19 protein-coding genes are annotated in these 20127 nt (G+C 62.0%); 4 read left to right on the forward strand and 15 right to left on the reverse strand.

Features of this window, described 5'->3' with window-relative positions:
• Positions 1 to 4: 4 nt before the first annotated feature.
• From ACVJ19_RS05360 to ACVJ19_RS05385, 6 genes are read right to left on the reverse strand one after another with little or no spacing between them, the layout of a single operon-like run.
• Entirely contained in the window at positions 5 to 889 is an 885-nt protein-coding gene (locus ACVJ19_RS05360) for a polysaccharide deacetylase family protein (RefSeq protein ID WP_453949938.1), read from the reverse strand.
• On the reverse strand, positions 876 to 1691 hold the full coding sequence (locus ACVJ19_RS05365) for an ABC transporter substrate-binding protein (protein WP_453949937.1): 816 nt from the start codon (positions 1689 to 1691) through the stop codon (positions 876 to 878). The genes ACVJ19_RS05360 and ACVJ19_RS05365 overlap by 14 nt, the downstream gene beginning before the upstream one ends.
• Positions 1692 to 1707: 16 nt before the next feature.
• Positions 1708 to 2472: an amino acid ABC transporter ATP-binding protein gene (locus ACVJ19_RS05370; protein WP_453949936.1), complete on the reverse strand. Its 765-nt coding sequence runs from the start codon at positions 2470 to 2472 to the stop codon at positions 1708 to 1710.
• The gene (locus tag ACVJ19_RS05375) at positions 2469 to 3326 is read right to left on the reverse strand and encodes an amino acid ABC transporter permease (RefSeq protein ID WP_453949935.1); all 858 of its coding nucleotides are present in this window, start codon (positions 3324 to 3326) and stop codon (positions 2469 to 2471) included. The genes ACVJ19_RS05370 and ACVJ19_RS05375 overlap by 4 nt, the downstream gene beginning before the upstream one ends.
• On the reverse strand, positions 3323 to 4150 hold the full coding sequence (locus ACVJ19_RS05380; protein WP_453949934.1) for an ABC transporter substrate-binding protein: 828 nt from the start codon (positions 4148 to 4150) through the stop codon (positions 3323 to 3325). Before ACVJ19_RS05380 ends, ACVJ19_RS05375 begins: the two co-directional genes overlap by 4 nt.
• Before the next feature lie 50 nt (positions 4151 to 4200).
• Positions 4201 to 5157: an N-carbamoyl-D-amino-acid hydrolase gene (locus ACVJ19_RS05385; RefSeq protein ID WP_453949932.1), complete on the reverse strand. Its 957-nt coding sequence runs from the start codon at positions 5155 to 5157 to the stop codon at positions 4201 to 4203.
• A gap of 151 nt (positions 5158 to 5308) precedes the next feature.
• Here ACVJ19_RS05385 and ACVJ19_RS05390 point away from each other — a divergent pair, with 151 nt between their 5' ends.
• A complete protein-coding gene (locus tag ACVJ19_RS05390; RefSeq protein WP_453949930.1) occupies positions 5309 to 6235 on the forward strand; it encodes a LysR family transcriptional regulator in 927 nt (308 codons plus the stop codon).
• A 29-nt stretch (positions 6236 to 6264) separates the two neighbouring features.
• On the forward strand, positions 6265 to 6984 hold the full coding sequence (locus ACVJ19_RS05395; RefSeq protein WP_453949929.1) for a type 1 glutamine amidotransferase: 720 nt from the start codon (positions 6265 to 6267) through the stop codon (positions 6982 to 6984).
• A 120-nt stretch (positions 6985 to 7104) separates the two neighbouring features.
• On the opposite strand, the gene ACVJ19_RS05400 is transcribed toward ACVJ19_RS05395, so the two are convergent.
• From ACVJ19_RS05400 to ACVJ19_RS05435, 8 genes are all read right to left on the reverse strand, one after another.
• Positions 7105 to 7572, reverse strand: a complete 468-nt coding sequence (locus tag ACVJ19_RS05400) for a nuclear transport factor 2 family protein (protein ID WP_271503989.1) — start codon at positions 7570 to 7572, stop codon at positions 7105 to 7107.
• 78 nt (positions 7573 to 7650) lie between these two features.
• A complete protein-coding gene (locus ACVJ19_RS05405; RefSeq protein WP_453949928.1) occupies positions 7651 to 8055 on the reverse strand; it encodes a YbgC/FadM family acyl-CoA thioesterase in 405 nt (134 codons plus the stop codon).
• Between the two features lie 53 nt (positions 8056 to 8108).
• On the reverse strand, positions 8109 to 8552 hold the full coding sequence (ybgC, locus tag ACVJ19_RS05410) for a tol-pal system-associated acyl-CoA thioesterase (RefSeq protein WP_011089947.1): 444 nt from the start codon (positions 8550 to 8552) through the stop codon (positions 8109 to 8111).
• A gap of 222 nt (positions 8553 to 8774) precedes the next feature.
• Positions 8775 to 8960, reverse strand: coding sequence for a hypothetical protein (locus tag ACVJ19_RS05415; protein WP_018641664.1), 186 nt, complete (start codon positions 8958 to 8960; stop codon positions 8775 to 8777).
• Positions 8961 to 9248: 288 nt separating this feature from the next.
• The gene (locus ACVJ19_RS05420; RefSeq protein WP_014492327.1) at positions 9249 to 9458 is read right to left on the reverse strand and encodes a hypothetical protein; all 210 of its coding nucleotides are present in this window, start codon (positions 9456 to 9458) and stop codon (positions 9249 to 9251) included.
• Between the two features lie 49 nt (positions 9459 to 9507).
• A complete protein-coding gene (locus ACVJ19_RS05425) occupies positions 9508 to 10617 on the reverse strand; it encodes an IS630 family transposase (RefSeq protein ID WP_354268734.1) in 1110 nt (369 codons plus the stop codon).
• 74 nt (positions 10618 to 10691) lie between these two features.
• Complete coding sequence (locus ACVJ19_RS05430; protein WP_354269432.1) at positions 10692 to 11162, reverse strand: hypothetical protein; 471 nt, start codon at positions 11160 to 11162, stop codon at positions 10692 to 10694.
• Positions 11125 to 11496 carry a hypothetical protein gene (locus ACVJ19_RS05435; RefSeq protein WP_014492325.1) on the reverse strand — a complete coding sequence of 124 codons (372 nt, stop codon included), beginning with the start codon at positions 11494 to 11496 and terminating at the stop codon, positions 11125 to 11127. Before ACVJ19_RS05435 ends, ACVJ19_RS05430 begins: the two co-directional genes overlap by 38 nt.
• A 318-nt stretch (positions 11497 to 11814) precedes the next feature.
• On the opposite strand from ACVJ19_RS05435, the gene ACVJ19_RS05440 reads away from it, so the two are divergent.
• Positions 11815 to 12180, forward strand: a complete 366-nt coding sequence (locus ACVJ19_RS05440; RefSeq protein ID WP_014492324.1) for a hypothetical protein — start codon at positions 11815 to 11817, stop codon at positions 12178 to 12180.
• On the opposite strand, the gene ACVJ19_RS05445 is transcribed toward ACVJ19_RS05440, so the two are convergent.
• Positions 12125 to 13456 carry a tyrosine-type recombinase/integrase gene (locus ACVJ19_RS05445; protein WP_014492323.1) on the reverse strand — a complete coding sequence of 444 codons (1332 nt, stop codon included), beginning with the start codon at positions 13454 to 13456 and terminating at the stop codon, positions 12125 to 12127. The two genes, ACVJ19_RS05440 and ACVJ19_RS05445, sit on opposite strands and share 56 nt — an antisense overlap.
• 700 nt (positions 13457 to 14156) lie before the next feature.
• On the opposite strand from ACVJ19_RS05445, the gene ACVJ19_RS05450 reads away from it, so the two are divergent.
• The gene (locus tag ACVJ19_RS05450) at positions 14157 to 20096 is read left to right on the forward strand and encodes a DUF3320 domain-containing protein (protein WP_453955140.1); all 5940 of its coding nucleotides are present in this window, start codon (positions 14157 to 14159) and stop codon (positions 20094 to 20096) included.
• Positions 20097 to 20127 lie beyond the last annotated feature (31 nt).

Consider the following 20127-nt stretch of genomic DNA (forward strand, 5'->3'; position numbering starts at 1 on the left):
CGGCTCAGCGGTTGGCCGCTTCGTGGCGCAGGAAGTTTTCCGCGATCTTCTCGCCCGTGGTGATCCAGACATCCGGGTACGATTTTGCGTAAGTCAGGAACTCGCGCAGCAGCCGCAGCCGCATCGGACGGCCGCTGCACTGCGGATGCAGCACCGTCGTCACCATCGCGCCCCAGTCGCGGACTTCATCCAGCTCGTCCTTCCACATCGAGAGCACATGCTCCTTGGGGAAGATCGAGCGCGGGCTGAAGCGCGCGGAGAGGCCGTGCATCCAGTCGTCATAGCTCGCGGTGACCGGCAGCTCGATCGTGCCGGGCTTGCCGTCGGCAAGACGATGACGATAGGGCCTGACGTCGTCGCGGAACGAGGACGTGTAGACGATGCCGTGGCGCACCAGCGCGACACGCAGCTCCTCGGTGAACTCGCCGTAAGGCGCGCGATAGCCGGTCGGCTTGACGCCAAGCCGGCGCTTCAGCGCCTCGAAACCGCGCTCCAGCTCCTCCTCGATCCAGGGATCGCCGGGATCGGGCAGCAGATGGTGATAGCCGTGATGGCCGATCTCGTGGCCGGCCTTCAGAATCGATTCGGCCATCGCAGGGTGCGCATCGACCGACCAACCCGTGACGAAGAACGTCGCCTTGAGATCGAGCTGGTCGAGCAGTTCCAGCAGCTTCGGCGTGCCGACGCGCGCCTCGTAGCCGCCATAGCTCATGGTGATGAGCCGCTGCGCATGCACCGCGTCCTTGCTGGTCCACGCACTCTCCGCGTCCACGTCGAACGACAGGAACATCGCCGACTTGTACGGCTTCGGCCAGGGATATTCGGGCGCGGGATCGGCGGTGTTGGCCGGGACGAGCGGGATGCTCTTGAGTGCCTTACTGTCCAGCATTGATGGTCGCCTTCTCTAATCCGTTGTCGTTGAGTTTCCACTTGGCGAGCAGGGTACGATAGGTGCCGTCGGCGATCAGCGCATCGACGGCCTCGAGAATGGCCTGCTGAAGTGCCTTTTCCTTGACCGGCAGCGCGATGCCGGTGAACTGCGTCGCGAAGGGATCGCCGACCGGCGCATAGGTGCCCGGCTCGAGGTCCATCAGATAAGGCAGCGTCTCGTTGCCCTGCACGGCGGCGTCGATACGGCCCTGCCTGAGCTGCGTGCGCGCATCTGCCGAACCGTCGGTACCGACGAACTGGATCGGATTGCTGCCGCAGTTCTTCTGGCTCCACTTGTCGATCTCTGCCGGAAACATCGTCCGGCGGCTGGCGCCGACCTTCTTGCCGCACAGCGCAGCCATGTCCTTGAACTCGGACGCACGGGACTGCTGCACGAAGAATTTTGGACCGCTGCGCAGATAATCGACGAAGGACGCGATCTCGTGCCGGCTCGCATAGTCGGTGAAGCCGGACAGGATGGCATCCACCCGCCCCGTCGAAATCGACGGCATGAATTCGGCAAAGCTGGTCTCGGTCCATTCGATCTTGACGCCGAGCTTGCGGCCGATCGCCTCGCCGAGGTCGATGTCGAATCCGGACAGCGCATTGGTGGCGGGATCGCGGAACTCCATCGGCGGATAGTTCGGCACCACCGCCACCTTGAGGCTGCCGCGTTTGACGATCTCCGGCGGCAGCTCGATCGCCATCACCGATGCGCTCATGGCGCCCAGGAACGCCGCCGCAAGCAAGAGTCTCTTCATCACCACACCCCCGATGTCAGATCACTGCCGAAAGAAATGCCTTGGTGCGCTCCTCGCGCGGCGCGCCCAACACGTCGGACGCGCGGCCCTGCTCGACGATTGCGCCATGGTCCATGTAGACGACGCGGTCGGCGACCTCGCGCGCGAAGCCGAGCTCGTGCGTCACCACCATCATGGTCATGCCGCTCTTGGCCAGCTCCTTCATCACCGCGAGCACCTCGCCGACGAGCTCGGGATCGAGCGCGCTGGTGGGCTCGTCGAACAGCATCAGCATCGGCTTCATGGCGAGCGCCCGCGCGATCGCGACGCGCTGCTGCTGGCCGCCGGAGAGTTGTGCCGGATAGGAGTCCGCCTTGGCCGCCAGCCCGACGCGACGGAGCAGTTCGAGCGCCTCCGCGCGCACCTTATCTAGCTTACGCCCCTGCACCTGGGTCGGGCCTTCGGTGATGTTCTCGAGCGCCGTCTTGTGCGGAAACAGGTTGAAGCGCTGGAACACCATGCCGGTCTTCAGACGCTGCCGCCCGATCTCGCGCTCGGAGAGGCGATGAAGCTTCCCACCGTGCTCGCGCACGCCCAGCAACTCACCGTCGAGCCAGATGCCGCCGGCATCGATCATGGCGAGCTGGTTGATGCAGCGGAGCAGCGTGGTCTTGCCTGAGCCGGAGGCGCCGATCAGGCACATCACCTCGCCGGGCCAGACGTCGAGCGAGACGCCTCTGAGAGCCTGGAACTCTCCAAAACTCTTGCTGACGGAGCGGATCGCGACGAGGGGTTTTGTCATCGCGCCAGCCGTAATGTGCCGCGTGCAAAACGGCGTTCGAGCAGCATCTGCAGCGGTGTCAGGATCGACACCACGAGCAGGTACCAGAGCCCGGCGACGATCAGGAGCTCGATGACGCGGGAATTGGCGTAGTAGATGTTCTCGGCGTTGTGCAGCAGTTCCGGATACTGGATGACGCTCGCGAGCGAGGTGGCCTTCACCATGCCGATGAACTCGTTGCCGAGCGGCGGGATTACCACCCGCATCGCCTGCGGCAGCACGATCCGGCGCAGCGCGCGAAGCCGTCCCATGCCGATCGCCTGCGCCGCCTCATATTGCCCGACGTCGACCGACAGCATGCCGGCGCGCATCACTTCGGATGTGTAGGCGCCCTGGTTGATGCCGAGCCCGAGCAGCGCGGCGAGAAATGGCGTCATGACGTCGACGGCGCGCGCGCTCCACAGGCCGGGAATGCCGATGGTCGGAAACACCAGCGCGAGGTTGAACCACAGCAGCAGTTGCAGGATCAGCGGGGTGCCGCGGAACAGCCAGGTGTAGCCGGCGGCCACCGACTTCAGCACCGGATTGGGCGACAGTCGCATGATCGCGACGACGATGCCGAGAAAGATGCCGAGCATCATCGCCAGCACCGCCATCACCATGGTGTTGACGATGCCTTCGAGGATGGCCTTCACGGTCAGGAAGCGGCTGACATAGGACCACTCGATCTGGCCGTTCGCAAACGCGCGCACGATCGCCGCCAGCACCAGAATGATGAGCGCCGCGCTGATCCAGCGAAACCAGTGCGGCTCACGCGCGATCCGCATTCCCGACAGATCGGGAAACCCCTCCGCGAGTGCCGGCGCCGGCTTCATTGCGGCGCCGCGTTCAGCATGGGCTGGGCCACCGCGTTCGCGCCCAGGCCCCATTTGTCGAGGATGGCCTTGTAGGAACCGTCGGCGATCATGGCGGCGAGCTTCTCGGTCACGACCTCGCGCAAGGCCGCATCGTCCTTGCGGAACATGATGCCTTGATAGCCCTTGGCGAAGGCCTCGCCGACGATGCGGTATTTGCCGGGCTCCTGGGATTGCGCATAGGGCAGCGTCTCGCTGCCCTGCACGGCGGCATCGATGCGGCCCTGCTTGAGCTGGTTGCGGACGTCGATCGAGTTCTCGCCCGGAACGTACTGGATCGCCGGCTTGCCGGCCGGCTCGCAATTCTGCTTGCTCCACTTCTCGATCTCGACCGGGAAGCTGGTGCTGCGGGTGGTGCCGACCTTCTTGCCGCACAGATCGGTCGCGTCCTTGGCGGCGTTGTCCGCCATCACGAAGAACTGCGGACCGGTCGCGAGGTAATCGACGAAATCGGCGGTCTCGCGCCGTGAGGCGCGGTCCGAGATGCCGGAGATGATGAAGTCAGCGCGCTTGGTCTGAAGTGACGGGATCAACTCGGCGAACGGCGTCTCGCTCCAGACGATCTTGAGGCCGCCGAGCCGCTTGGCGAGCTCATTGGCCAGGTCGATGTCGAGCCCGACCAGCTCGTTGGTCGCGGGATCGCGATATTCCATCGGCGCGTAGGTCGAGTTGACCGTGAGCTTGAGCGTGCCCGCCTGCTTGATCTCCGCCGGCAACTCTGCGGCTCGCGCGGAGGTCACCGCAGCCAGCGCGGCAACAGCGAGAGAAAATGAGAGGCGTGTCATGTCAGCTCCTTTGCCCATGTCAGCTACCTTTGCCAGCGCCGTGCCACTTGTCAGTCGGCGTCGAGAACGGCCGGCTCGATCACGCCGGCGCGCTCGGTGATCACTCTGTATTGCTCCGGCCGCCGGTGGGCGGCGAAGTTGAACATCTTGTCCTTGCCCTGGCGGCAGAGATCGAGATCGAGGTCGGCGACGATCACCTCGTCGGTCAGCGTCTGGGCCTGCGCGACGATGCGTCCGTTGGGATCGACGATGCAGGAACCGCCGATCAGCCCGGAGCCATCCTCTTGGCCTGCCTTTGCCACCGAGATCGCCCAGGTCGCGTTCATGTAGGCGTTGGCCTGCGTCACCAGGGTCGAGTGGAAGGTGCGCAAGGCGCCGTCTTCGGTGGTGCCGCCGTTCGGATCGTAGGCCGCCGAGTTGTAGCCGATGCAGACGAGCTCGACGCCCTGCAGGCCGAGCACGCGCCAGGATTCCGGCCAGCGGCGATCGTTGCAGATCATCATGCCCATGATGGCGTGAGCCCAGGCCGAGCCGGCGCGGAAGGCGGGAAAGCCGAGGTCGCCATATTCGAAATAGCGCTTCTCGAGCTGCTGGTAGCGTGCGCCCTCGCGCGGCTCGACCGAGCCCGGCAGGTGCACCTTGCGATAGCGACCGAGGATCTCGCCGTCGCGATCGACCAGGACGGCGCAATTGTAGCGGCGGCCGTCCGGCGTCAGCTCGGCATAGCCGACATAGAAGCCGACGCGGAGCGCACGCGCGCGGTCGAACAGCTTTGCCACCGCCGGGTTCGGCATGCCGCGCTCGAAATACTGGTCGAGCGCCTCGCCCTCGAGCAGCCAGCGCGGGAAGAAGGTGGTGAAGGCAAGCTCCGGAAACACCACGAGGCTGGCACCGCGGCCCGCGGCCTCCTCCAGCAGCGCCAGCATCCGCGCCAGCGTTTGCTCGCGCGAATCTGCTTTTTGCGTCGGCCCCATCTGGGCGGCGGCGGCGCGAAGGACACGAACCAAGATTGCCTCCAATCTGTGCGCAGTGCTGCCTCATTGGGCGAACGAACCCTTTGATGCGACGCGCAAATCCGCTGTCATTACGGGTGAGCGGGGCTGCAAAATCAATTCGTTCTGCTATGATGTTTTGGCCCTGAGTATAACCGGCAGTGATATGAACCTGCGCCAGCTCGAGATCCTCCGCGCCGTCATCCGCCACCGCACCACGGTGGCGGCGGCGGACGAACTGGCGTTGTCGCAGCCCGCGGTCAGCAACGCGCTGAAGACGATGGAAGCGCAGGCGGGCTTTGCGCTGTTCGAGCGCGTCAACAACCGCCTGTTTCCGACCGCGGAAGCGATGGCGCTCTACAAGGAGAGCGAGGCGATCTTCGCGTTGCACGCCAAGCTCGAGAGCCGCGTGCGCGATCTGCGCGAGAACCGCTCCGGGCATCTCGCGATCGTGGCGACGCCGCCGCTCGCCTACAGCATCATTCCCTCCGCGCTGTCAGCCTTTTTGCGCCGCCGCCCGGAGACGCGCGTGTTCTTCGACGTACGGCGCTATGAGGGCATCATCGAGGGCGTGCTCAGCCGCGTCGCCGAGCTCGGCTTCGCGCTCGGCCTGACGCATCATCCCGGCATCGCGCATGAGGTGGTGCATACCGGCGAGATGGTCTGCGTGCTGCCGCCGCAGCACCCGCTTGCCGACCGGCCGGCGATCTCGGCCGCGGACCTGTCCGGCCTGCCCTTCATCGGGCTCGAGCGCGGCACGCGGCTCGGCGAGGCCGTGCGCGACAGTTTTGCCCGCGCCGGCGCGCCATTCCAGCCGACCGTCGAGGTGCGTTACTGCAACACGGCCTGCGTGCTGGCAGCTGCCGGCGTCGGCGCCGCCGTGGTCGACCCGTTCTCGCCGCGGCAGAACGGCGGCAGCGGCCTCGTCGTGCGGCCGTTCACGCCAACGACCCACGCGGTCGCCTATATGCTGTGGTCGGAGGCCGAGCCACTGTCGCGCCTCGCCAAGGCCTTCCTCAACGAAGTGCGCAAGGAAAGCGCGCTGCTGGAGCGCACAGCGCCACACCAGCAACATGGGGCAGAAAGCGACTGAGCTTCGCAACCTTTTTACCCGGGGGGCACATGGCACGCATCACCATCATCGAGACCGGACAGGTCCCGGCAAAATATCGCGAGCACCACGGCTCGTTTCCGGACATGTTCGAACGGATGATCCGCACCGAGGATCCGGCGACGACGGTCGAGGTCGTCAGCATCCCCAACGGCGATGCGCTTCCCGATCCCGGCAAGCTCGAGGCGGTGCTGATCACGGGCGCAGCCGCCGGCGTCTATGACGGGCTCGACTGGATCGCGCCGCTCGAGGACTTCGTCCGCAAAGCCTACACCAGCAAGACACCGATGGTCGGCGTCTGCTTCGGCCATCAGCTGATTGCGCAAGCGCTCGGCGGCACCGTGCGCAAATCCGAGAAGGGCTGGGGTATCGGCCGACACGTCTATCAGGTGTTGCCGGAGAACGGCGTCGTCGACGGCGACGCAGTCGCCATCGCCGCCTCACATCAGGACCAGGTGATCGAACCGCCAAACGACGCGCTGACGATTCTCTCCTCCGAGTTCACCCCGCATGCCGGCCTGCTCTATGCCAACGGCGCAACGCTGACCGTGCAGCCGCATCCGGAGTTCGATGTAGAGTTCGCGCAAGTGTGCTGCGACCTGCGCGACGGCAAGGCGCCGGAGGATGTCGTGGCCACTGCGCGGGCGTCGCTGGCCGAGCCGATGGACAACGCGAAGCTCGGTGGGGCGATTACGCGATTTTTGGCGCGCAAATCTCTCCCCTCATCCTGAGGAGTGCGCTCTCGCGCGCGTCTCGAAGGATGAAGGCCCGGATGCAGCAGCAGGGCCTGCATGGTTCGAGACGCCGCTTCGCGGCTCCTCACCATGAGGATTGAGAGTTGCTTGCGCGGCTCAGAACGGATCAGTCCCCAGCCCCGGCACATCGGCCGGCCGCGGCCCGGGCGCTGCCCAATGAAAGCGGCGGTCCTTCTCCGCGATCGCGATGTCGTTGATCGAGGCCTCGCGGCGCTTCATCAGGCCGTGCTCGTCGAACTCCCACTGCTCGTTGCCGTAGGAGCGGTACCACTGGCCGCTTGCATCGTGCCATTCGTACTGGAAGCGCACCGCGATGCGGTTGCCGTCGAAGGCCCAGAGATCCTTGATCAGGCGGTAATCCTGCTCCTTCTCCCATTTGCGGGTGAGGAAGGCGACGATGGCCTCGCGGCCCTGAAACACCTCGGAGCGGTTACGCCAGCGGCTGTCCTCGGTATAGGCGAGCGAGACCCGCACCGGATCGCGTGAATTCCAGGCGTCCTCGGCCATGCGCGCCTTCTGCGCGGCGGTTTCTCGGGTAAAGGGCGGAAGCGGCGGGCGCGACATGGTGGCCTCATCGGTTGGCGGGAGCGGCAATCTACGCCGGGATGCCGCGGAGTCGAGAGGCCATGCCCTATCGGACGATCACGAAACCAGATCGGCCTTCATCAAGGCGCGGATCGATTTCGGGATCGGCTGGGCGCGGCCGCCGCTGATGAAGGCGACCCGCACCTCGGCCTTGACCAGAACGTCCTCAGCCCGCCTGACCTCCTGCGCCAGCATGATGGAGGCGCCCTTCACCGCGATCGGCCAGGTCACGACGTCGAGCACGTCGTCCATCCGCGCGGGCTTGAGGAAGTCGAGATGCATCGAGCGCACGACGAAAGCGAAACCGGCGCCTTCCGTCTCCGGCTGGTCAAACAGCGCCTGCTGCTCGGCGCCCATCAGCCTGAGATGATTGGTCCGCCCGCGCTCCATGTAGCGCAGATAGTTGGCGTGATAGACGATGCCGGAAAACTCTGACTTGACGATATCGCAACAAAAGGCCAACGCATTGATTTCATTGGGTCGCTGGAGCGTTAAAGCGTGAACGAAAGGCAGATTTATCTGTGCTCTTCCATAGCAAGCCTCAGAGCCTTTGGGATGCGCTGCGCTTTTCCGCCTGAGATAAACGCGACCCGTACACGCGCCGAGACCAAGAGATCACCCCCGCGCCTGCACTCCTGCAGCAAGGCAATCGACGCGCCTCTCACCTCTTGCGGGACCGTGACAATGTCAAGCAGGTCGTCCAAGACTGCCGGTTTTAGAAAATCGATTGTCATCGAACGGACAACGAAGGCGAAGCCCGGCGCATCGTTCCGCGTTTCCTCGAGCAGCGCTTGCTGATTGGTGCCGAGCAGGCGCAAGTAATTCGTTCTGCCACGTTCCATGAAACGCAAAAAATTCGCGTGATAAACAATCTGGCCGGAATCGGTATCTTCGAAATAGACGCGGACCTGCATGTAATGCCGTCCGTCTCGAATTTCGCCGTCAAGAGAGAGTGTCACAGCGCGGTTTCCTCTTATTGCGCGTACAGGGACCCATTGTCTTGCACAGAGGCGGTTTTCTGAGCAATCGTCTTGAGCTTGGCTCCTGCTGCCGGAAGCTGAGGCAACCGCCTGAATGCGGCAGGCGTCGCGCTGCTGCCATCGACTTCGGATGAATATGTCGGAGATCTATCGTCAACGCGTACCCGGCTTGAGGACGACGTTCATGAATGCGCCTCCGGCTCATGAACCTAGGCGAGCCAGTCCTTCGCCGCAATCGCTGAACGAAAAATCGCCGAGGCCGGCGAGGCCGTAAATGGCCTTGCCCTTGGCGATGGCCTCGTGCTCGCTGCTGGCGAGCACGAGGGTTTCGTATGTCATCCAGCTTTTGAAGCCGACGTCGTAGCCCCGCGTGGCGGCTGGGCTCATTGCCCCGCCTCCGCGTCGGCCTTGGGTTCGCGAACCACGAGGCGGCCGTTCAATGGCAGGCAGCTCAACTGGATGTTGAAGCCCTTGCCGTCCTGTTGCCAGGCCGCGCGCCGATCTTGGTCCAGAAGGGTCTACAAGGCGACAAAAGCAGAAGACCTCACTCAACTGCCTGCGAGGAGCGGGCTTGGCCTGACGCACATTGATGGCGGAAGCATCGAGCCTGTTCTTGATGTGCGCCGCATAGAACTTCTCGATCATCTCCACTGAGGTTCGGCAGTTCTTCGCTATCTAGTAGCTGTCCGCCCCTTCCATCAGGCGCATGCAGATGTAGGTATGCCGCAGGCTGTATGCGGTCCGCCGATTGCCATCCCGATCCAGCTTCAACTCGCTCCTATCAAGCAGGGCATTGAACATCTTGATGTGATTGCCCGGAAACACGTGGTCGGTCGGCTTGGGCAACTGCGGCGGCTCGTTAGAGGGCGGCAGCTTCGCCAGCACCCGCGCTCTGCCCTGCTTCACGTATTTCGCGCGGCCTAGTCACGTGAATCTAAAGTTCGCCACATAAAGTTTGCTGGGCTTTGTGGCAGAAGCGTTTGACGGAAGCCAAAATCTGGTCTGCGGACTTGGTCCATTTGAAGGGCTTGGGATTTTTGTTGTGCAGGTCGATGAAGGTACGGATGTCAGCCTCGAGCTGCCTGACGGAGGTGTGAACACCTCGCTGGATCTGCTTTCGGGTGAGCTCAGCGAACCAACGTTCGACCTGATTGATCCATGACGCGGAAGTCGGCGTGAAGTGGACATGATAATGCGGCCGACGGGCGAGCCACGCTTTGATCCTGGGTGTCTTGTGGGTGGCATAGTTGTCCATGACGATATGGACATCGAGGCCTTCAGGAACTTGAGCATCGATCTCTTTTAAAAACTTCAAGAACTCGACTGCCCGGTGGCGCTTGTAGCATTTGCCGATGACGAACCCCGAGGCGACATCGAGCGCGGCAAACAGCGTGGTCGTACCATGCCGCACATAGCTGTGCGTACGACGCTCCGGTATGCCGGGCATCATAGGCAAGACCGGCTGCTCGCGATCGAGTGCCTGAATCTGGCTTTTCTCATCGATACTGAGGACAAGGGCTCGGTTCGGCGGGGACAGGTAAAGGCCGACGATGTCGCGTACCTTGTCGACGAACAGCGGATCGCTCGACAACTTGAATGTCTGGCTACGGTGCGGCTGCAAGCCGAACGCCGACCACATTCGGCGGATCGTGGTGTGGGAAAAGCCAGTTTCCGCAGCCATCGAGCGGATCGACCAGTGCGTCGCGTCGGCCGGCGTCGTACGCAATGTCCGCTCGATTACCTCAGCAACCTGATCGTCATCGATGGTGCGAGGGCGGCCAGGGCGGGCTTCGTCAAGCAGGCCATCACAGCGATCCTTCAAAAATCGACGGCGCCACTTGCCAACGGTGTGTTCATGGATGCCGAGTTCGGCAGCCACAGACTTGCTTGGCAGGCCATCCGCACATCGCAGGATCGCGCGGCATCGCTCAGATAGCGACCGTGCAACACGATGACGACGAACTTGCCTCTCTAGGTACGTGCGCTCCTGCGGACTGAGCACTAACGACGCGATCGGCCGGCCTCTCACTCCTGCATTCCCCACAAGCGCTCTCCTCTACAAAGATTCGAGCTATCAACTAATGTGACGAACTTGCGTTCCAGATGACTAGCAGCCGCTCATAGGGGTCGCACCGCGCTCGGCATGCTCTTGCAGTAGCCGACGCCCCGCTTGCCGCGCACCTCGATTTCCAGGATGCGCTCGCCGCTACGTTCGTCCTCAACAATGGTCACGTCGCGATGCTGGAGGTTCTTGGCCTCATCCGGCCGCAAGCCGGTGTTGGCCAAGAACAGGACGTAATCATGCAATTGCTCGGCACTCCAACGGTGGTGGATCTGGCTGGCCTTCGCGTGCGCCCGCGTGGTTTCGTAGAGCTGCTTGTATTCCTCGGGGCTGAACCACGGCCGATGCACCACCTTCCCCGAAGTCTTATAAGGAGGAGAGAAGTCCGGCAGGCGCGCGAGCCATTCATGGCGAATGGCAGTCTTCAACACCTGCCGCAACGTCACGACCTCGTCGTGGATAGTGCTGCGCGCGGGCGCCTTGCCGGTCTTAGACGTTGCGATCCGGTGTAGGCGATATTCCTGCACCTTGCCTGAAGAACGGCAACAGGTGCAGGCGAAGCCTGATCTCGTAACCCTGGACCCAGCGCTCGCTGCGCTGGCCCTCGGTGATCACCTCATACTCTTTCAGGAATTGGTCAGCGGCTTGGCGAAAGGTCTTCTCATTCACCAACAGCCCCTCCCGCGCCTTCCCACGAAGACCGATAAACGAGTCCTCCGCAAACTGCTTGGCGAGGGAGAGATCTTCCTCTCCGGTCGTGCTGCGGTGTTGGCGGCCGTCGATGGAGGCCGAACAGTGCCAATACCGGCCGTTTCGCCGGTATACCTGAATCAGACCACCTAGAAGCTCGTGCCTGGCCATCATGCACCTCCACGTGCATTTTAGCGCAGGGAACCAAAAAGTCGAATTTTGTGCTAGGCGCGTGCTAGGCCATTTACGAAAAATTAAAGGGTTAGGCTTTCGCCCAACCCGTTGTATTACATCAGAAATTTGGTTGCGGGGATAGATTTGAACCTATGACCTTCAGGTTATGAGGCCGAAGGTCTGCCGGGCTGGAACCGGTTCGTCCTATTTGTACGCCACAGCTACCCAGCAACCATACCTGCGCACTTGGTTTCTTTCTTGCCGGAGCAGCCTACGATCTTATTGCCCAGACCGATCATGGTTCGGGGCGGAGGCATGCGCGGCAAAGACGAAAAGATTGGGATCGAGGCATTTGGGTCGGCAGGTTCCAGCAAAATACCGCGGGCGAATCGCCGTCGCAAGAACCGTGGCATGCCGCCGCCCGCGACGTTCGATATCGATACGCTGCCGGGCAGCTCTAATTTGACGGCATTTGAGGCGGCCGCGGTCATCCGGCGTACGCCCGGCGCGTTGGAGCAGTGGCGGCGCAATCCGAGCCACCCGCTGAAATGGCGCTACGTCGATGGCCGCCCCCTCTATCGTGTCGATGCGGTACGCGACTATCTGGCCAAGTGCGATAAGACCACTAAGATGCCTCAGCCGCATAATGCTCACGGAGACGGCCGAGGAGCTCGGCCTTGATCGGGTCAAGCGGATTCGTCCGCTGCAGGCGCACGATTTTGCCGACCCGTTTCGCGCCGACCAACTCCGCAATGTAGTCGTGAGCCGCTTCGAACGCCATTTTGCGGATGATCCACTGTTCGTCGTGATTGTAGACCTGATCGATTCCGCTTGGCCTTTGCCCGACACACAGCCGCTGGATTTCGTTGTCGTAGCCGCAGCGAGACATGACGGTTCGTAAGCTGCGCCTTAGGTCATGCATGGTAAACTTGGCAACACCCGCTTCCTTGACCAGGCGGTTGACCATCTTGGTGAACCCGGACATCTGGCCGCCGGTCTTTGGTGACGGGAAGACATAGTCGGACGTTGCGCGCTGGAAGTGTTTGGCGGCCGCGAGCACCTCGTTTGCGAGGTGGGTGCGCGGCACGTCGTGGTGCAGGCCCATCTTGGTCCACGCCGCATCGAAGGTGATACGGTCATCCATGATGTGCTTTCGCCACTCGATCATGGTAGGCTCGCTGCGGCGCGGGCCACCGAGCAGGCACATGCGAGCCAGGAGACCAAAAGCCCCGAGCTTGCCGGATGCATCCCAGACTTTGATGATTTCCTCATCGGTCAGCGCGCGGCCCTTCGTTCGGCGTCCGACCCTTTGCGCGCGGGTTTCCTTGGGCGCGCGATAGCCGGCGAGCACGTTGTGCTCGACATAGCCCTCACCGACGCACCATTCGAGCAAAGTATGCACGTGCTTGCGCAAGTCCTTGGCTGCACCACGCTTGCCGGTCTTGGCAATCTTATCGACCGCAGCCATGATCTGCCGTCGCGTCAGGTCCCCCACGCCGCTCTCGGCGTGATCCTTGAGCCCGCGCCGCAGCGCCGACATTGCTGGCTTCCAGTTGACGACTTGACGTTCGGTCATAGACGTCTGGTAAGGACCATCTTCAACAATGAGGGTCGCGAGCGTGGTGCGCTGCTTCTCGGCTGCCTGTTGCCGCCTCGCCTCGCGCTTCGCGTCGTTCGGGTCCAAGCCCTTGACGACTTCGCCTGCGGCGATGGTGGCGGCCTTGCGGGCGGCCTTCTCATTATATTTGGGCCACGCGCCGAGGGTCTTGCGCTGGGTCCCCCTCACCCCCGGCTTGGTGAAGAGGTAGACCCAGGTCCGGCCGCCGGTGGCGCGCATGCGCAAGGCGAGGCCGGGCAGCTTGTCGTCGTGGAGATAATGCTGCGCCTTACCCGGCGGCAGCGTTGCGTTGCGGATCACCGCATCGGTGAGTGTCAGCTGGTTGGCCGGCTCCGTCATGATTCCTTCCCTCTCTCTGTGCCCCAGTGTGCCCCGCAAGAAGGGCGGTGAGCCTCGAACAGAACCGGGTCTCAGACCTCCCCCGTTTGTGTGCCCCAAGGGAATATCCGCGGCGGGCACAACGGGGGCATACAAAATGTAGTAAGGTCAGGTATGGGCTCTTATAGCCGCAGTAGGCCATAACTCTCATTAATTTAAGGAGTTTTTACACCTCAACTATGGCCGGATTTGGTTAGCTCGGGTCTACAGATTGTGGTTCACACGGGAGAGGTCCAAGGTTCGATCCCTTGTGCGCCCACCATCCATCCTCCTGAACTCCTGCCGGTTGCGGACGAACATCCAGGCCTGACGGCTGTTCGGAACCGTCCAAATCAAAAACGTCGAAAACAACCCCATGCACAGTAGCCGACCTCAGTCGGATCAAGGGGTTACGAATTTTCCGAATTTTTCTTGCTCCGTCGGGCAAAACAGGGGCATGATGGCATGGTCGGGAGGAGGCATGGCACACGCGCCGGCCTCTTCCTACGATTCGCCGCGATATCGGAGCCCAATAGAAGATAGACCGTGGTGGCACTAGCGCTGTTCGGGTTACGACAATTTCGCGCGCAGCGTGCTTCAGCTCGTAAAAGTTGAATCTCAGCTTGCGATCAAGCCTATAATATCAGAAAGGTTTTCATTGAAGGCTTGGCTGGGCGGGGCAATGAGCGGCTCACACTTGGATGGTTCGGCGAACGAAATTTCGATTGAGACACCGGAAGAACCCAAGATCGCCGTGATCGCCGATCTTGCGACCAAATTTACGTTTGCATCGCACCAAAACTCCTTCCCCGTTGTCAGAAGTATCGCCATTCGGAATCCGACCACAGATGCACTCGAGCGCCTCAGGCTTGAGTTCAGCGCCAGCCCTCCATTCCTCAGGCCTAAGACTTGGACGATCGACCGGTTGCTAGCAGGCGACGAGATCGCCCTGACCGACCGCCGCATCGATCTGGATCCTGCTTATCTCGCGAACCTCGACGAAGCCGAGAGCGGCGATATCCAACTCCGCCTAATCCGAGGCGAAGAATTGCTCACCGAGACGGTCGTTCCGGTCCGCCTTCTGGCCCGAGACGAATGGGGCGGCGTGTCAGACATGGCGCAGCTACTTCCAGCCTTCGTCATGCCGAACGATCCAGCTATCTTCCGCATTCTGAAATCTGCGGCGGAACGGCTTGCCGCACACGGACATTCGTCGGCGCTCGACGGCTATCAGAGCAACGATCCAAAGCGCGCTTATATGTTGGCAGCAGCCATCTACTCGGCGGTCGCTGGACTTGGCCTCCATTATGCGGAGCCACCTGCGAGTTTCGAATCACGCGGGCAAAAAGTCCGCGGGCCGAGCAAGATCGTTCAAGATACCATCGCGACCTGCCTCGATACTACATTGCTCTTCGCCGCGGCGCTGGAGGCGGTCGGGCTGAACGCGGTGACCGTGTTACTGAATGGGCATAGTCTGGTCGGCGTTTGGCTGGTTAAGCGTACGCTCCCCAAGACGGTGGAGGACGATGTCACCGAGCTACGCAAGGGTATTGCGGCGCGCGAGCTTGTGGTGTTCGAGACCACCGGGGTCACGCATAAACCGCCCATGATGTTCGAACAGGCCAAGAAGAACGGCGAGGCCAAATTAGGCGATGACGCTGCGCAGCCCTTCTCAGCCGCAATCGATATCGCCCGATCGCGGTCGTCGGGCATCATGCCGCTAGCGTCTCATGAAGCCCGCGTGGCGACCGCTACCGAAGATGGCGGCACATTCGAGGACATCCCGCTGCCGGCGGAGCCCGACATTCTCGCGCCGGCCGACATCGTGGACGTGAAGCCGACCACCGCAGCGGGCCGCATCGAACGCTGGCAATCGCGCCTGCTTGATCTGTCGCTGCGCAACCGCCTGCTCAACTTCACAGAAGGCAAGCGATCGGTTCCGTTTGTCTGCCCCGACGTCGCCTATCTCGAAGATCGTTTGGCGGATGGCGCCGCTATCAAACTGATTTCCCTTCCGCAACAGAATCCGCTGGGTGAACGCGATGCCTCGCTACACCGCGAGCGTCGCGGCCAGGATCTACACCAGATCTTTGCTGCGGAGGCGCTGCAGCGCGACGAACTCTCGTCGATGCTCGATGCCAAGGACCTGTCCGCACGCCTGACTGAACTCTTTCGCTCTGCCAAAAGCGATCTAGCCGAAGGCGGCACCAATACGCTCTTTCTCGCCGTTGGTATTCTCAAATGGAAAAAGACACCGACCGACCAACGGGTTTATCGTGCACCAATTCTTCTACTGCCCGTCAAGCTTGAGCGATCGGGCGCATCCGATCGCTTTCGCCTCAAGTTTCACGAGGACGAACCGCGTCTCAACGCTACCCTATTGCAATTCCTGAAGAAGGACTTCGACCTCAACCTGCCGGACTTTCGCGACGGTCTGCCGGCAGACGACAATGGCATCGATGTCGCACAGCTGCTGACGCATATGCGCCGGGCGGTGCGTGACGTGCCCGGCTTTGAGGTTGCTGACGATATAGCCCTATCGACCTTTTCTTTCGCCAAATACCTGATGTGGAAGGATCTCACCGATCGCGTCGCAGGGCTGCGGCAGAATCGCGTCGTCAAGCATCTGATCGACAATCCCGAGCGCGCATTCGATGGAGCCGACCAACCGTTCCCCAACGAGATCGATATCGATCGCAACTATTCTTGCGCCGACCTCGTCATGCCGCTGCCAGCAGATTCTTCGCAGGTCGCAGCTAGTCTCGCCGCCGCGCAGGGGCGGGATTTTGTGATCGTTGGACCGCCCGGCACCGGCAAGAGCCAGACGATCGCCAACATGATCGCAATGTGCCTTGCCGGGCGCAAGACGGTGCTGTTCGTCGCGGAAAAAACCGCCGCTCTCGATGTCGTTCATCGCCGTCTGCGCGAGCACGGCCTCGGCGATCATTGCCTCGAATTGCATTCGAACAAAGCAGATCGCAAACACTTCTTCAATCAGTTGAAGAATTCATGGGAGAAGCGCGGCCCGCAGACCGGATCGCAATGGGTCACGCTCAACGACCGCTTGCAAGTCCGGCGCGACGAATTGAATTCATATGTCGCCGCCTTGCACCACAAATCGTCCAACGAATTGACGCCTTACATAGCGATCGGGATCGCCACATCGGGGCACGACGATCATGCGCCGGGCTTTCAGTGGCCTAGCAAGGACACCCACGATGCCGCCAGCTATGCCGAGTTGGAAGACCTCGCCGATCGTCTTGGACGAACATATGCCGCCGTCACGATCCGTCCCATCCTGCGCCTCGTTCATGTCGACGAATGGAGTAATGGCTGGCAGGAAAGGCTGATCGCCGCGGCGCGAGAGCTAAGGCATGCGGCGACAGCGACAAAGGCAGCCTTGATTGCGGTAAGCCCCCGTCTTGGTCTTCAAGACCTGCACGACTGCCGCGTCGACGGATTGAGATATTTCGCCGATCTCGCCCGCGACCTTGTCGCCTCGGCAGGCGAGGATCTAACGGTCATCCTGCATCGCGACTTCGCAATGCTGACGCGCGCGCTGGCCGAACTCGATGCCGCAATCGCGACCTATCGCCAGAACGAAACCGGCCTGTCCGCACGTTACGCTCCTGATGTCGTGGCTCGCATGCCACTGGCCGATATCGAGCGCGACTGGCACGAAGCCAATGCTGCCATCTGGCCTAAGTCCTGGCTATCCGCGCGGCGCGTCCGGCGCCTGCTCGGATCGTATGCCGGAACCAAGACAGCCAACCCGAACACCGACCTAACGCTGCTTCGCCAAATGCAGGCGACGCATCGCTCGATTGACAACAATGCGGTCGCACAGACCTCGCTCCGCTTCGCAGGCCTCGATACGGACTGCAAGGCGCTGGCCAGCCACATGCAGAAAGCGGAGCGGCTTCGCACTTCGCTGGTGCAGCTGGGCGAGTTTGCCGGCGACGTCCAAAGGGTCGCGGCCAGTATTGCGGGCGGTCTCAAGGGACAAATCAACCAACCGCAGCTGTCAGCCGCCAAGGAATATCTGGCACGTTATCAGGACCTCCAGGAGGCGATCCACGCATTCGAGGCCATTGCCGGTTTGCCACTCAACGGCGAAAGCGACGACTTCCTCGGCAGCGTGGCCCGGCAGATGGACGATCTCGAGCAAGCGCGCTCGCTCTTTCGCGACTGGTCGTCCTGGTGCGCGGTTCGAAAACGCGCGATGGCCCGCGGGCTCGGTCCCCTGGTTGAAGATATCGAGAACAACGCAGTGCCCCCGGATCGGAGCGTTGCGGCATTCCGGCTAGGCTATGCGCGCTGGTGGCTGCCGTTGGCTATCGACGAGAGCCCCGAGCTGCGCAATTTTCGGCGCTTCGAGCACGAAAACGCCATCATCGACTTCAGGGCCATTGATGATCTCGTACGCAGCCATGCCAGCGCCCGAATCGTCAGCGCGCTGGCGCACGGCCTGCCGTCTTCCGAAGCCGTCTCCCGGCAGTCGGAGCTCGGTCAGCTGCGTCATCAGATGGGTCTGCAGCGGCCAAGCCGCTCGATCCGAGAGATGGTCGCGGCCATGCCGGGGACATTCAGCAAGCTGGCGCCTTGCGTGATGATGTCGCCGCTCTCGATCGCGCAATATCTGCCGCCCGATCAGGCGCTGTTCGATGTCGTGATCTTCGACGAAGCGTCCCAGATCGCCACCTGGGATGCCGTTGGCGCCATCGCGCGCGGTAAGCAGACCATCATCGTCGGTGACCCCAAGCAGCTGCCACCGACCAACTTCTTCGGCCGCGCCGACGACGGCGACGGCGGCATACCGGAGCACGACCGCGACCTCGAAAGCATTCTCGACGAAGCAAAAGCCTCCGGGCTGCCGGTTCGTCATCTGCGCTGGCATTACCGAAGCCGTCACGAATCGCTGATCGCATTCTCTAACTGGCATTATTACGACAATCACCTCGTCACTTTCCCGAGCCCGGTGACGGACGACCGCGCCGTTTCGCTCAATCTTGTGCCGACCGGCGTCTACGACCGTGGCAAGAGCCGGACCAATCGTGAAGAAGCACGCGCGATCGCCGCCGACATCCGCAGGAAGCTGGAATCGTGGCTCGTTTTGCCGGAAGGAAGGCGACCGACCATCGGTGTGATCACCTTCAACGCCCAGCAACAGGCGCTGATCCTCGATCTGCTCGACGACGCACTGCGCACCAATCCCGATCTCGAATGGTTCTTTTCCGACGACCGTATCGAACCGGTGATCGTCAAAAACCTCGAGAACATCCAGGGCGACGAGCGCGACGTGATCTATTTCTCAATCACTTTCTGCCGCGACGCTGCCGGGAAACTGCCGATGAACTTCGGCGCCATCAACAACGAAGGCGGCGAGCGGCGATTGAATGTCGCGGTGACGCGCGCACGAACTGAGCTGAAAGTCTTCTCCGGTCTCCGCGCCGACGACATTGACCTAGATCGCAGCAAGGCGCTCGGCGTTCGTCATCTCAAGGCGTTTCTGGACTATGCCGCGCGTGGCTCGATCGCGCTTCCGGCGCAGGATTCCGGTTCGCTTGGCGATATGGAATCGCCGTTCGAACAAGCTGTCGCCGCGGCGCTTGAGGCACGTGGCTGGCAGATCGTGCCGCAGGTTGGCGTCTCCGGCTTCCGAATCGACCTCGGCATCCGCCATCCCGATCACGCAGGACTGTATCTCGCCGGTATCGAATGCGATGGCGCCACTTATCACAGCTCGGCTACAGCGCGCGACCGCGACAAGGTTCGCGAGCAGGTGCTGCGCGGCCTCGGCTGGAACATCCTGCGGATATGGTCGACAGACTGGTGGTTTAACGCCGCAGAGACGATTGAACGCATTGATGACGCGTTGAATACAGCGCTAGAGGCAAGCCGGGCTGGTGCTGCCGAAGTCGAAGGCGCTGCGAATATCGACGGTGCCCTCCAAGCCGACATCCCGTATGACACCGATACGTCCCCGAACGATATGAGTGTCAGCGATGCGGCGGATCGTCTCGCAGACGAGGCCAGCGTTATAGCGGTGACGCCCGCTGTTCCGGTGCCGGTCGGAGAACAGCGAATCGCCTCGCTAACCGAGGCCGAAGCACGCTCGGAAGCGACTTTCCGGGCGGCCGATCTGTCTGACATCAAAGTAGATCCCGAGCGCTTCTTCGAGTTTTCCTATCGATCAAGCCTGCAGTCCATGGTCGAGGCTGTCATGGAGGCAGAAGCGCCGGTCCGCGAAGACATCCTTGCCCAGCGTATCGCACGCGCTCATGGATGGCTCAGGACCGGAGCACGCATTCGCGAGCAGATCGCGCGTCATCTGAAGGATTATGATAGAACAGAAGAAACTTCGGGCTCATTCCTTTGGATGCCCGGAACGGTCGCGCACCGCCTCGCATTCCGTCCGCCGCATGGCCCCGATCACCGCCGACCCCTTTCCGAAATAGCGCTCGCGGAACTTACAGATTTCGTACTTTTGAATCGGGAAGCCCTGGAAGAAGAAGATTCACCGTTGATATATGCACGCTTGCTTCAGGTAGAGAGATTGGCAGCTCCTACACGCGAACGCCTTGAGGAGGCAATCGCCAGGGCCCGATCGTTGAATGACTAATGGGAATCAGGCCTGGATCAATATTCCCTCT

The organism is Bradyrhizobium sp. USDA 376 (genome assembly GCF_054063675.1).

Coding starts and splice junctions, on each gene's coding strand:
- ACVJ19_RS05360 (WP_453949938.1), bottom strand. CDS start 889: ATGCTGGACAGTAAGGCACTCAAGAGCATCCCGCTCGTCCCGGCCAAC.
- ACVJ19_RS05365 (WP_453949937.1), bottom strand. CDS start 1,691: ATGAAGAGACTCTTGCTTGCGGCGGCGTTCCTGGGCGCCATGAGCGCA.
- ACVJ19_RS05370 (WP_453949936.1), bottom strand. CDS start 2,472: ATGACAAAACCCCTCGTCGCGATCCGCTCCGTCAGCAAGAGTTTTGGA.
- ACVJ19_RS05375 (WP_453949935.1), bottom strand. CDS start 3,326: ATGAAGCCGGCGCCGGCACTCGCGGAGGGGTTTCCCGATCTGTCGGGA.
- ACVJ19_RS05380 (WP_453949934.1), bottom strand. CDS start 4,150: ATGACACGCCTCTCATTTTCTCTCGCTGTTGCCGCGCTGGCTGCGGTG.
- ACVJ19_RS05390 (WP_453949930.1), top strand. CDS start 5,309: ATGAACCTGCGCCAGCTCGAGATCCTCCGCGCCGTCATCCGCCACCGC.
- ACVJ19_RS05395 (WP_453949929.1), top strand. CDS start 6,265: ATGGCACGCATCACCATCATCGAGACCGGACAGGTCCCGGCAAAATAT.
- ACVJ19_RS05400 (WP_271503989.1), bottom strand. CDS start 7,572: ATGTCGCGCCCGCCGCTTCCGCCCTTTACCCGAGAAACCGCCGCGCAG.
- ACVJ19_RS05415 (WP_018641664.1), bottom strand. CDS start 8,960: ATGAGCCCAGCCGCCACGCGGGGCTACGACGTCGGCTTCAAAAGCTGG.
- ACVJ19_RS05435 (WP_014492325.1), bottom strand. CDS start 11,496: ATGGCCAGGCACGAGCTTCTAGGTGGTCTGATTCAGGTATACCGGCGA.
- ACVJ19_RS05440 (WP_014492324.1), top strand. CDS start 11,815: ATGCGCGGCAAAGACGAAAAGATTGGGATCGAGGCATTTGGGTCGGCA.
- ACVJ19_RS05445 (WP_014492323.1), bottom strand. CDS start 13,456: ATGACGGAGCCGGCCAACCAGCTGACACTCACCGATGCGGTGATCCGC.
- ACVJ19_RS05450 (WP_453955140.1), top strand. CDS start 14,157: ATGAGCGGCTCACACTTGGATGGTTCGGCGAACGAAATTTCGATTGAG.